8 protein-coding genes, 1 tRNA gene, 2 rRNA genes and 1 pseudogene are annotated in these 13,473 nt (G+C 25.6%); 11 read left to right on the top strand and 1 reads right to left on the bottom strand.

Annotated elements, in window-relative coordinates; genetic code table 11:
• From KQI36_RS13945 to KQI36_RS13920, 6 genes are all read left to right on the top strand, one after another.
• Positions 1-88 (top strand): 23S ribosomal RNA (locus tag KQI36_RS13945); the annotation flags it as partial.
• 105 nt (positions 89-193) lie between these two features.
• Positions 194-311 (top strand): 5S ribosomal RNA (gene rrf, locus KQI36_RS13940).
• A gap of 5 nt (positions 312-316) precedes the next feature.
• Positions 317-392: transfer RNA gene (locus KQI36_RS13935), tRNA-Lys, on the top strand.
• A gap of 128 nt (positions 393-520) precedes the next feature.
• Positions 521-952: a hypothetical protein gene (locus KQI36_RS13930; protein WP_216451385.1), complete on the top strand. Its 432-nt coding sequence runs from the start codon at positions 521-523 to the stop codon at positions 950-952.
• A 22-nt stretch (positions 953-974) separates the two neighbouring features.
• Positions 975-1,322 carry a PH domain-containing protein gene (locus KQI36_RS13925; protein ID WP_216451384.1) on the top strand — a complete coding sequence of 116 codons (348 nt, stop codon included), beginning with the start codon at positions 975-977 and terminating at the stop codon, positions 1,320-1,322.
• Between the two features lie 828 nt (positions 1,323-2,150).
• On the top strand, positions 2,151-4,163 hold the full coding sequence (locus KQI36_RS13920; protein WP_216451382.1) for a methyl-accepting chemotaxis protein: 2,013 nt from the start codon (positions 2,151-2,153) through the stop codon (positions 4,161-4,163).
• A gap of 675 nt (positions 4,164-4,838) precedes the next feature.
• Here the strand turns inward: KQI36_RS13920 and KQI36_RS13915 are convergent.
• Positions 4,839-5,006 carry a hypothetical protein gene (locus KQI36_RS13915; protein ID WP_216451381.1) on the bottom strand — a complete coding sequence of 56 codons (168 nt, stop codon included), beginning with the start codon at positions 5,004-5,006 and terminating at the stop codon, positions 4,839-4,841.
• Between the two features lie 291 nt (positions 5,007-5,297).
• On the opposite strand from KQI36_RS13915, the gene KQI36_RS13910 reads away from it, so the two are divergent.
• From KQI36_RS13910 to KQI36_RS17770, 5 genes and pseudogenes are all read left to right on the top strand, one after another.
• Positions 5,298-7,499, top strand: coding sequence for a cell wall-binding repeat-containing protein (locus tag KQI36_RS13910; RefSeq protein WP_216451380.1), 2,202 nt, complete (start codon positions 5,298-5,300; stop codon positions 7,497-7,499).
• A 197-nt stretch (positions 7,500-7,696) separates the two neighbouring features.
• A complete protein-coding gene (locus tag KQI36_RS13905) occupies positions 7,697-9,901 on the top strand; it encodes a cell wall-binding repeat-containing protein (protein ID WP_216451378.1) in 2,205 nt (734 codons plus the stop codon).
• 457 nt (positions 9,902-10,358) lie between these two features.
• Positions 10,359-11,732: a PdaC/SigV domain-containing protein gene (locus KQI36_RS13900; RefSeq protein WP_216451377.1), complete on the top strand. Its 1,374-nt coding sequence runs from the start codon at positions 10,359-10,361 to the stop codon at positions 11,730-11,732.
• Positions 11,733-11,889: 157 nt separating this feature from the next.
• Positions 11,890-12,318 (top strand): hypothetical protein, encoded by a 429-nt coding sequence (locus KQI36_RS13895; protein WP_216451375.1) that lies wholly within the window; start codon positions 11,890-11,892, stop codon positions 12,316-12,318.
• Positions 12,319-12,446: 128 nt separating this feature from the next.
• A pseudogene (locus KQI36_RS17770) lies at positions 12,447-13,382 on the top strand (glycoside hydrolase family 25 protein); the annotation flags it as partial.
• Positions 13,383-13,473: the final 91 nt, after the last annotated feature.

Below are 13,473 nucleotides of genomic sequence, written 5' to 3'. Positions count from 1 at the left end.
CTGAAAGAACATCAGGTTGATAGGTGAGGGGTGTAAGCATGGTAACATGTTCAGCTGACTCATACTAATAAGTCGAGGGCTTGACCTAATATAATCACTGTGCAATTTTCAGAGAACAATATTAAATTTTAAATTAAATAATATCCGTTAATGTCAACAGTGGATTTTTAATATTGTTTGATGTATATATTTATCTGGTAATTATAGTTGTAAGGGTAACACTCCTTTCCATTCCGAACAGGTCGGTTAAGCCTTATAACGCTGAGAGTACTGCATGGGAGACTGTGTGGGAGGGTAAGTTGTTGCCAGGTAACATGGTTCACTAGCTCAGTTGGTAGAGCACATGACTTTTAATCATGGTGTCCGGGGTTCGATTCCCCGGTGAGCCACCAAGTCGTAGTAATTATACTACGACTTTTTTTATATTAAAAAATAAAAATTTCATAAATTTTAATATGTAGAGAATAATTATATTTATTTAGTTAAAAATACAATATAAAAATAACTTAAGGGTGATAAAATGAGTTATGATAAATTTTTAAGAACAAATGACAGTATAAAGGGGTATAAGTATATAAAAAGAAAAATAGATAATATTAATGAGGATTTCATAATTAATGGATTTCAATATTGGTGTGTATTTAGAGAAATAGATGCAATTGCTTGTGCAGTTTACATTTTAGAAGTTTTGGATAATGTAGAAAATTTAAAGGAGATTCCATACTTAGAGAAATCATACAACTATTTATATCATATAGTTGATAGAGAGGAAATATTTAATGCAGAAGAAGAAGGGATTTATAACAAAATTTTAGATATAGCTTCTATATTAAAATATGCTAATGTATATGGGAAAAGTGGTTGTGATTTAAATAAAAAAAGCTTACAATATACATTAAAAGGAATAATAGATGAAATAAAATATTTCATAACTAGTTTTAAAAAGAAATAAGATTTATTATAGGGGTGGGAATATGGCATCAAAAGATATTTTAATAAACTTAGCAAAAGATGATTTTGAAAAAGATGAAGAAATAATTTCTATAGTAAGTGGAGCTTTTGAAAAACACATTAATGGGAAAAATACTGTTAGAGCAGGCTTAGTAATTGCAACAAATAAAAAAATTAGATTTATAAGTAAAAGATTTTTGAAAATATATAAGGATATTATTGAATATAATATTATAGATGATGTAGAAGTGTCAGAAGAAAAGCTAGGTTATAGAATATTTTTAAAGGGTAAAATACAATCCTTTGTAATTGAATTTGGGGAGTGTGAAGATATTAATAAATTTATTTCATATATAAATAATAAAAAATAATTGTAATAAAATAGTCAGTGAAAACATATATTATAATCATAATAAAACATCGATGTTATATTATTTTTAGAATAGGTGTTAAAAAGTTTAACTAAATTCCTATAATTTAATAGGGTTGCATATTTTGCATTTAATTATTATATAAATATCTAATTTTGTATAATGTATCAAGCTGAAGTTTAAAGTTATTTATTCAAAAGCTTGATTAAATTATATTACTGCAATCTGCAGTTAAAAATATATAGATTTATATTAAAAATAAGCTAAAAATTTAGTGAAAGTTAGATATTTATTAAAGAATGAAATTAATAAATTATAAAACAATTCATATTTAACATTAAGTTAGATTATTATAATTAAAATCTTAAGGTTTATGATGATGTAGAAGACAAATTTTAATATTTTTAATTTTAAGCGAATTGGTTAATATGGATTTATTAATTTATAGTAGTTAACTATTAATCCTATGTAAAGGAGATAGATCTATTTGAAAAAAATGGGCAATAGGGGAGTTTCAGAAATACATAGTGCTCCCTTATTTCAATTTTTTTCATATATTAAAAATTAATATGTAATAATTTAATATTTTGCACATAAATTATAATACATGTAACTTATATAAATGAAAAAGTTAAAAAAGCATCAAAAGGTGCTTTTTATTTTTTTAAAATTAAAATTAATTTAAATTAAAAAAAGAATTATTTAACATAAAAATATTATATTTTTATGTATAATGTGTAAAGTATATATCAAATTTACACGAAATGTAGTATATGCAAGTTATTTCTGTAAAAATTAAATTGTATATATTAAGGAGAAGAAGTTTATATGAGATTAAAGAAAATTAGTTTAAAAAGTATAAGAACTAAATTATTAATTATAACTTTAGTTATGGTAGTAGCAATAGGAATATCTTTAGGGTGTTTTTCCTTTTTATCATCAAAAAATACGCTAATATCTAGTACAACTAACCTTATGAAAGAAATGAGCAGAATAGCATCAAGTGATGTAGGTAATCAAGCTTTATCTTTAAGTTCATCACTAGATAGTACTGCTAATAGTAATGCATTAAGCAGTAGCTTAAAAATAGATGAAAGATTAAAATTTTTAGATTATATAGCTAAAAAAGAAAATTTTTTGAGAATAGGAATTGCGGATAAATCCGGTAATATTATTTATAATGATGGTAAAAAAGAAAATATTAGTAATGAAGAGTTTTTTAAAAGGAGTATGGCAGGAGAAAAAGTTTTATCTAAGCCTTATAAAAGTGAAGTAAATGGTGGATTAATAGCTTCTATAGCATCACCAAGAAAAGAAAATAATAAAATAGAGGAAATTGTAGTTGGCATAAAATCAGCTACTTATTTAAGTGATATAATAAATGAAATAACATTTTTAAATACCGGTGAGAGTTTTATAATTCATAAAGATGGTACAATAATAGCATCAAAATTTCAAGAAATAGTTGATAGGCAAGAAAATTTAATTGTAGATGGAAGTGATGATCCAAATACAAAAGAATTAATAGAATTGGAAAAAAAAATGATTCAAAATGAAACTGGTATAGGAGAATATACATATGAAGGTAATAGAAAATATATGGCTTATTGTCCTATAGAAGGAACAGAATGGTCCTTAGGTGTAGCTATACATAAAGATGATTTATTAGATGGTTTAAACAGCCTTAAAAATAATATAATAGGAATAGTTTTAATAATAATAATTTTATTCTCAATATTTGTAGTAATATTTAGTAATAGAATAACAGAAGGACTCATAAAAATAAAAAATCACATGTTAGGGCTTTCAAAAGGTGATTTTACTAGAGAAATTGAAAAAAAATATCTAAATAATAATGATGAAGTTGGAGATATATGTAAAACTATGATATATACTCAAAATTCAATATCATCAATGGTAAAGGAAATAAAAAATTCAGGGGAAGAAATAGACTCTAGTGCATCAAATTTAGCATCTATATCTGAAGAGGTTGCGGCACTAACTACTAACATATCGGAAGCTATAATAGAAGTTACAAGAGGAACAACTAAACAATCTAATGATTTAACAGGTATAGTTAATAAGTTAGAGGATTTTAGTTTAGATATAAATGAAATAACTAAACATATTAATAGTATAAATGATATGGCATTAAACATAAAAGAAAGTTCTGGAAAAAGTACAAAGGATATGAATTTTGTTGTTTCATCTATGAAAAAATTTAATGAAGAATTTAAAAATTTTAGTATAAATATATCATCAATGGATAGCGATATAAAAACAGTTAATGAAATTATTGATTTAATAAATAGTATAGCAGAACAAACAAATTTATTAGCCTTAAATGCAGCAATTGAAGCAGCTAGAGCCGGTGAATCAGGAAAAGGATTTGCGGTTGTAGCAGATGAAATAAGAAAACTTGCTGAAAAAAGCAAAGAATCTTCTACGAATATATATAGAATAATAAATAAATTGCTATTAAATACTAAAGAAATAGTTAATAAGACTGTATTAATAAATAATGATTTGGAAAAACAACAAGATAATGTTGAGGTATCAATGGAATCATTTAAGGAAATTTCAACATTGGTTGAATACATAGTTCCAAAGATAAATGATATAAATACTTCTTTTGATGGGATAAATGAAAACAAAAACAATATAATTAATACAATTGAGGAAATATCCGCTATATCACAAGAGGTATCAGCTTCTTCAGAGGAGATTTCTGCTTCTGTAGAAGAACTAAATAATTCAAGTACAGAAGTGGCAGGAAGTGCCCAAATGTTAACGACTAAATCATTAGATATGATGGGAGAAGTAAATAAGTTTAAATTCTAATTATTGTATATAGGAAAGCAAGCTTAGATTTTAAGCTAGACACCAAATTTTTTTATCAGTTAAGAAAAAATAACTATGAACTATTAACTATTAGTATAATGTTAATCTTAAATTTTCTCACTTGATAAATGCATAAGTTTAGAATATTATAGAGGGTTCCAAGTTGATAGCTAAAATTATGTAAGGAATTTATTGTTAGAAAAAATGGTAAATATAACTTTAAACCGTCATTCAGTTAGTTATTTTGAGAAACTCTAATAATCTTTTTTAAAATTTTTAGGACTAAACGGCTGAATCGACGTCCTGTCTAGGCAGTCACGAAACTCGTCCTTGGGTTTCGGTCCTAAAAATGTAAAAAAATTTTATAAGAATTTCTAAGTCACAACTAAAAATCATAACTAACTTAAAGTTAAATGTACCATAAAAAATATCTTAGGTAAGCGACTAAATGAAAAATTCAGTTTGGAACTTTATATAGGGAAACAAGCTCCAATTTAAATTTATTCAATAACTTTAAAATATTTTCATACAAGATGAAGTGTTAAATTCTAAGTTATTTTGCGCATGTCTCACTATTTTAGATATCCAGGTTTTAAAATGGATACTTTTAAAAGTCAACTTGTAACCCCATATCAGTCTCAAAATAAAAGTATGATTTTATTTTGAGACTGTTTTTTAATTTATAAAGAAAAGTAGAAATAGATATATTAAAAGTATAACTGAAGCAGATATTATAGTAGTTTTTATTGGTAAAGAATTAAATTTTTTATCTAATTTATTTTCATTATGCTTATTTTTTTCCTCCTGATATCTTGTATAATTATTTGGGTCAAGATTTGGCATGAAATCACCTCTATATAGTATTATATATACATAATATGAATTTATATATATATAATAAACCAATTAATGTAAAATTTAAATAATTGGTTGAATTTAAAATAATTATTTAATATATCATATTTAATCAGTAATAGAAAAAATATGTAAAATAATTTGGATTTTTTACGATATATGTTATATAATTAATTTAATTTGAAAATACTTATGAAAATTATTTTGTTTTTAAAATGATAATGAGTTTAATTTTCAATTTTTTTATTTAACTATTAAAATTAAAAGGAGGAGATATTTGTGGAGAATAAAAAACTTTTAAAATATTTAAAAGTAAAAAGATTTTCATCATTAATACTTGTATTAACATTTATTGTTGCAGCTATTATTCCATCTATGGCTTTAGCAATAGATGATAATTCCTATGATTTTGAAAAAGAAATTAGCAAGTATAGTGAAAATTATAAGGTTAGTACAGAACCATTAGGCTTAGAGGTTGGAGAAAGTACAAGCCTTATGAAATATGTTGTGTCATTAGGTGGAGATGAAAATGATCAATTTATTTGGTTAAGTTCAGATAGTGATATGGCAGTTGTAGATGCCGTTGGAAATGTTACAGCAAAACAAAACGGTACAGTAAAAATTTATGGAATATCAAATGGGGTTAATTTTGTTTTTACTATAATAATAAAAGATTATAGCAAAGGCAATATAATTACTAATTTTCCTAAATTAAATGATAATCCAAAGTTGAGAGCTGCAAGTGGTAAGTTAAAAGTTTTTGTAGATCCAGGACATGGGGGAGTAGACCCTGGTGCAACAGGTCCAACTGGATATCAAGAAAAACAAATGGCTTTAGATGTTGGATTAAGATTAAAGTCAAAATTAGAAGCTGAAGGTATAATTGTAGAAATGAGTAGAACTACTGATGTTGCTTTAGGTGCAAATGAAACAGAGGATTTAATGGCAAGAGCTAATATGGGAAATTCATTTGGCGCAGACATATTTGTTTCAATACATAATAACTCAGCAACTCCTGCAGCATTAGGAACAGAGACTTTTATACATGATAGTTTTGGACCTGGAATTGATGAAGCAAGAGATTTAGCGACAAAAGTTCAAAAGAATTTAATAAGTAAACTTAATTCTGTAGATAGAGGAGTTAAAACTGCAGATTTTGCTGTTTTAAGAGAAACATCTATGCCTGCTATTTTAGCAGAATTAGATTTTATAAGTAATCCTACAATTGAAGCTAAAATGAAAACTCCTGAATATAGAGAAATGTGTGCACAAGCTTTATATGATGGTATGATTAATTACTTTAACTTAACTCCTGGAAATCCAATACCAGTTCAAGGTATAACTTTAAGTGATAAGGATATATATTTAACTGAAGGTTATAATAAACTAGTAACTGCTAATGTTCAGCCTGCTAATGCAAGTAATAAGAACGTTACATGGACAAGCAGTAATAATAATATAGCAACTGTTGATAGTAATGGAAATATTAAAGCTATATCAGAAGGCGAAGCAGTAATAACAGCTACAACAGAAAACGGTGGATTTAAAGCTTCTACAAATGTAAGAGTAGTTAAAGAAATAAATGGACAAAGATTATTTGGTAGTGATAGATATGAAACATCTTTTGAAATTTCTAAACAAGGATGGAAAGATGGACAAGGAGCTAATGTTGTTTTAGCAAGTGGAGAAGATTACCCAGATGCACTTTGTGCAGTACCTCTTGCAAGGAAATATTCAGCACCTATATTGTTAACAAGAAAAAATAGTTTGGAAAAAGGACTTAAAGATGAAATTACAAGATTAGATACTAAAAAAGTATTTATAATTGGAGGAGAAACTGTAATATCTAAAAGTGTTGAGCAGAGCATAAAAGATATAGGTATAGATGTAGAAAGATTAGGTGGAGCTACTAGATATGAAACATCTGTTTTAGTAGGTAATAAAATAGATAGTAATGGAGAGGTAACAGTAGCTAATGGTCTAAATTACCCAGATGCATTGTCAATAGCAGCAATAGCAGCAAATAAAAATATGCCTATATTATTAACAGATAAGTCTTCACTAAATGATAGTGTGAAATCTTTTATAGAAAGTAAAGGATTTACCAAATCATATGTAGTTGGAGGAACTACTGTTATTTCAGATGAACTTGTAAAGCAATTACCAAATGCAACAAGAATTAGTGGAAATGATAGATATGAAACTAATAAAAATGTAATTTCAACATTTTCAAATAGTATAGATTTCTCAAAAGTGTATATTGCAGTTGGAAATAATTATCCAGATGCATTATCAGTAGCGCCGTTAGCTGCTAAAGAAGGAAATATAGTTATATTAAGTGATACAAGTAATACAACAAATAACACAATTATAAACGCTTTGGGAAGTAATTATAATAAAGTAAATAATGCTTATATATTAGGTTCTTCATCTATGATTTCTGATGGTTATTTAAATAATAATGGAATAGCTGTTAAATAATTTAAAGTTATTTTCATATAAAAAGGTATATCCTATAATTTTAAAGGGTATGCCTTTTTTATTTATTCTAATTAGGGTAAAATACTATATTTTGTAATAAAATGGTTTTAAATAAAGGATTTTATATGAATATGACGAATACAAATATTATTAACTATCTTAAAATTTAAGGGTATTTAGTTAAAGGGGGATATAAATTGAAGATTAGAGAAAAATTAAACTATAAAAGGTTTAAAAAAGCTTCAGTATTATCAGTAGTTTTAACTTTAATTATTGGTTCTATATTTTCAACAGTAGCAATTGCAAAAGAGAATCATTGTTATGAATTTGAAACTGAAATCAGCAAATATAATGATAATTATGAGGTAACAACAGAGCCGTTAGGATTGGAAATTGGGGAAACTATAAGACTTAGAGATCATGTTATATCATTAGGTGGAGACGAAAAAGATGAATTTATTTGGTTAAGTTCAGATAGTAATATGGTAGTTGTAGATGCTGTTGGAAATGTTACAGCAAAACAAAATGGTACGGCAAAGATTTACTGCATAGTAGGAGATGCTAAGGTTGTTTTTACAATAATAATAAAGGATTATAATAAAAATAATTTAATTACTAATTTTCCTAGGTTAAATGATAATCCAAAACTGAGAGCTGCAAGTGGTAAGTTAAAAGTTTTTGTAGATCCAGGACATGGTGGAACAGATTCAGGAGCAATAGGACCAACTGGATATAAGGAAAAAGAAATGACTTTAGATGTCGGATTAAGGCTAAAATCAAAATTAGAAGCTAAAGGCATAATTGTAGAAATGAGTAGAACAACTGATGTTGAGTTAGGACCAACTGAAAGAGAAGATTTAATGGCAAGAGCTAATATGGGAAATAAGTTTGGTGGGGATATATTTGTTTCAATACACAATAATTCTGCAATAACTTCAAATGTAAAGGGAAGTGAGACTTATATACATGATAGTTTTGGACCGGGAATTGATGATGCAAGAGATTTAGCAACAAAAATTCAAAATAGTTTAGTAAATAACCTTGGTTCTGTAGATAGAGGAGTTAAATCTTTTGATTATTGTGTACTAAGGGAAACTTATATGCCTGCAATTTTAGCAGAAATAGATTTCATAAATAATCCTATAATTGAAGCTAAAATGAAAACTCCTGAATATAGAGAAATGTGTTCACAGGCTTTATACGATGGTATAATTAATTACTTTAACTTAACTCCTGGAAATCCAATACCAGTTCAAGGTATAACTTTAAGTGATAAGGATATATATTTAACTGAAGGTTATAATAAACTAGTAACTGCTAATGTTCAGCCTGCTAATGCAAGTAATAAGAACGTTACATGGACAAGCAGTAATAATAATATAGCAACTGTTGATAATGATGGAAATATTAAAGCTATATCAGAAGGCGAAGCAGTAATAACAGCTACAACAGAAAACGGTGAATTTAAAGCTTATTCAAATGTAAAAGTAGTTAAAGGAATAAATGGGTATAGGTTATTTGGTAGTGATAGATATGAAACATCTTTTGAAATTTCTAAACAAGGATGGAAAAATGGACAAGGAGCTAATGTTGTTTTAGCAAGTGGAGAAGATTACCCAGATGCACTTTGTGCAGTACCTCTTGCAAGAAAATATTCAGCACCTATATTATTAACAAGAAAAAATAGTTTGGAAAAAGGACTTAAAGATGAAATTACAAGATTAGATACTAAAAAAGTATTTATAATTGGAGGAGAAACTGTAATATCTAAAAGTGTTGAGCAGAGCATAAAAGATATAGGTATAGATGTAGAAAGATTAGGTGGAGCTACTAGATATGAAACATCTGTTTTAGTAGGTAATAAAATAGATAGTAATGGAGAGGTAACAGTAGCTAATGGTCTAAATTACCCAGATGCATTGTCAATAGCGGCAATAGCAGCAAATAAAAATATGCCTATATTATTAACAGATAAGTCTTCATTAAATGATAGTGTGAAATCTTTTATAAAAAATAAGGGATTTACCAAATCATATGTAGTTGGAGGAACTACTGTTATTTCAGATGAACTTGTAAAGCAATTGCCAAATGCAATAAGAATTAGTGGAAATAATAGATATGAAACTAATAAAAATGTAATTTCAACATTTTCAAATAGTATAGATTTCTCAAAAGTATATGTTGCAGTCGGAAATAATTATCCAGATGCATTATCAGCAGCACCGTTAGCAGCTAAAGAAGGAAATATAATTATATTAGGTGATACAAGTAATACAACAAATTATACAATTATAGATGCTATAGGAAATAATTATAAAAGAGTAAATGATACTTATATATTAGGATCTTCAAAAATAATTTCTGATGGCTATTTAAATAATAATGGAATAGTTGTAAAATAGTTAAATTATTTTATATAAAAAGCATATTTTATAATCCTTTGGGATTAGAGAATATGCTTTTTATGTTTTAAAATATACGGTTCTGAATTGACTTTTAAAATTATCTATTTAAAAGTAGTGAAACATGCTCTGAATCATCTACAATTTAATACTATACTTTGTATAAAAATAATTTAAAGTTATTGAATAAGTTTAAATTAGAGTTTGTTTCCTTAGAGTAATTTAAAAAATATAGTTTTAATTTAACTAATTATTTATAAAATACTATAAATTTCATTTAATTAATTGTGAAGCTTTAGAGTATTGAAAGTATTATTGGAAATAATAAAATTAAGGATTTATAAAAAAATTAAAAATTAATTGCAAAAATTTAATTTTAAGATTGATTAAAAATTATAAAGGCATAAGTATAAACAAATTAAAGTTAATTTACACTAAAATATTAAGGGGTGATTCTATGAAAAGCATAACAATAGGAATTATAATATGTATTTTATTAAATTTTAATGCAACAGCTTTGGCTACAAATAAACCTTCAAATGTTGAAGTTAATCCTCCTAGATTAGTAAATGCCAATAAATATAATAGTATAGTAGAAAGTGAAAATATAAAATATAGTAATGAATTTATTGATGTAAATATAAAGTTGCCAAAAATAACAACTAATAATAAAATTACTGATAAGATTATGAATAATATGATTTCTAAGGATATACTTGAATTAAAAGATGAAATAGAAAAAGATGCTGCAAAAACTTACAAGGAATTCCCTGAAAATGGAGATTTTAGGAAGTATTCTTTTGATTCAGAATTTGAAGTAACTTATGATAAAAATAATATATTAAGTATTGTAAATACAATATATTATTATACTGGTGGAGCACATGGAATGACAATAAAAAAACCATATGTATTTGATACAAATACAGGTAAAATAGCTTATTTAAAAAATTTTTTTGATAAAAATGAAGATTATAGGAATATAATACTCGGTGAAATAAAAAAAGAAATAAGCACTCATCCAGAAATGTATTATGATAATATAATATCATCTTTAAATGGTATACCAATTGATCAAAATTTTTATTTAACAAATGAAGGAGTAGTTGTATTTTATGATTTATATGATATAGCTCCATATGTAGCAGGGATAAGAGAATTTAAAGTACCATATAATATATTTAAATATGGATTTAACCCAAATCTTAGTGTAAAGGCAGATAATATAATGATAAAAAAAGATAAAATTGTAAAAGAAAATGGAAACTATAGTGAATATATATATTATCCAGAAGTAATAAATTTGCCTAATCCTATAGTAGAAAAAAAGATTAATACTATAATAGAAAGAGATATAGATGATTTTAAAAATGAATCTATAAAATTAGGGGGGAAAGATAAAAAGATAGGTCTAGCTGTATCTAGTATAGATTATTTTTTAAATGACAATATTATAAGTTTAGATATAACTTATTCAGCAAATGATGGAACAACACTTAATAGTATACTTTATGATAAGGGATACAATTTTAATTTGAATTCTGGAGAGAATTATAAATTAGAAAGTGTTTTTAAAAAAAATTTTAATTATGTAGAACAAATAAATTCAATCATAGATTCGCAAATTAAAAATATGAAATCTACATCAGATTACAAATATGATTATAAATTTACAACTATAAATAAAAATCAACAATATTTTATTTATAGAGGAAATTTAGTGATAATGTTTAATGCTGGCGATATATTAGATAAAGATTTTGGAAATGTAAAATTTTATATTCCTTTGAACAAATTTGGAGATAATATTAATGGAATTTTTAAAGATTAAATAAAAAGTGAATTCTTTTGAATTCACTTTTTATATTTGCAAAAAATATAATTTTAATAAATAAATATATATCTTATTACCAAAAAAAGTAATTTATGATATAATAATGAAAAAGTTTAATCTATTCAAAATAAATTAAAATTGAGGGGATGAACAAATGTACAAGTTTTATAATTCTATACTTATAAATAAAAGTGTTGATGAGGTTTTTAACATTTTTTCAAATTTAAAGTTTTTAAGTGTAATTTGGGATTATATTTTAGATGAAAAAAAAGATTATACAAATCTTAAAGAAGGATTAAGAGTTAAATTTGCATTATTAAATAATAAAAATAAAATAGATTTAGAATTAATGGTGATGGATATTGAGAAAAATCAATATTTCTCAATAATAAATAAAAAAAATGGAGCAAAAGTAAGTTATAGATATAATTTCATAAAAAAAGAAAATGCTACTGAAATAAAATACGTTGAAAATGTTCATTTAGAAAATTTTCATGAAGAATTAGCAGAGCAAATATTTGAAATTATAAAAGATGAAGATTATAATCATTTAGTAAAAGTAAAAGCATACTTAGAGGCATAAATTTATACAAAGATTTAGATTTAAATTTCATTTTGCAAATTAATTAGGCTTTTATTTTAACTCATATGTAACAAAATATACCATATAATAATAATATATAAGAGAATTACTATTTTATGGAGGAATCTATGCAAAATAAAAGTCCAGAAAATATAATAGGTCCAGATATAAATGAATATAGAGGAAATATTGATTATAAACTTTTAGCAACACAAACACCATATGTATATGCTAGGGCTTCTGGTTCTGGTACAGGTAGATTTAGAGTTGACAAAAAGTTTATAGAGTATGTTAATGGTCTCAAATCAGTTGGGATTTTAAGTGGAGGATATCATTATGCTGTACCATCCTATGATTTAACTACTGCAGATTCTCAATGTGATGATTTCATTAAATTGTTACAACAAGCTTATGGTGAGGGAAAGTACGGAGATTTATTTCCTGTAATTGATATTGAAACACCAATAGATAAATCTATATCTACAGATGCTCTGTTAGATTGGGTAGATAGATTTAGAAAGCGTTTTGAAAAAAAGACTCGAAGGGTGCTTATGTTATATACAGGAGCTTTCTTTATAGATCTTTATAATAATTTTAACCATTCTAAGAAAGGTTATATATTAGCAGATATGCCTCTTTGGATAGCTATGTATCCAGAAATACCTGGTAATCCACCATATCCTAAAGATCAAGGCGGATGGACTAGATGGACGATATGGCAGTTTACGGAAAATGGAAATATGAAAGGTATAAATCCACCAGTGGATTTAAATTATGGACCTAAACATTTAGACTATTTAACTCAACCGAGGGTTGTAAAAAACTTAAAAGCGTATGCAGGGAAAAATAATATATATGTTACATGGAGTAGAAATACAGATAAAGATTTAAATGGTTATAATTTATTTTTAAATTCTGAATATGTGGCTACAGTTGGAAGAGATGCTATAGAATATAATATAAAATTAGATAAGCCATTTAATCCAAATGCTAAATATGAGGTTGCTATAGAGGCATTTGATTTAGCTGGAGACTTTTCGCCAAGTAGAGCTAAAGTTATAGTATCAAATACAAGAGAAGATTTAGATGATTTAAATAGCTTCAATCATAACATATTACAAAATAAAGATTATAGTATAGGAAAATATAGTAGTA

The organism is Clostridium senegalense (assembly GCF_018916625.1).
In the GTDB taxonomy this organism is placed as follows: Bacteria; Bacillota; Clostridia; order Clostridiales; family Clostridiaceae; genus Clostridium_J; species Clostridium_J senegalense.
The sequence above is the reverse complement of the archived record's forward strand: the minus strand, read 5'-3'. Positions and strand labels throughout refer to the sequence as shown.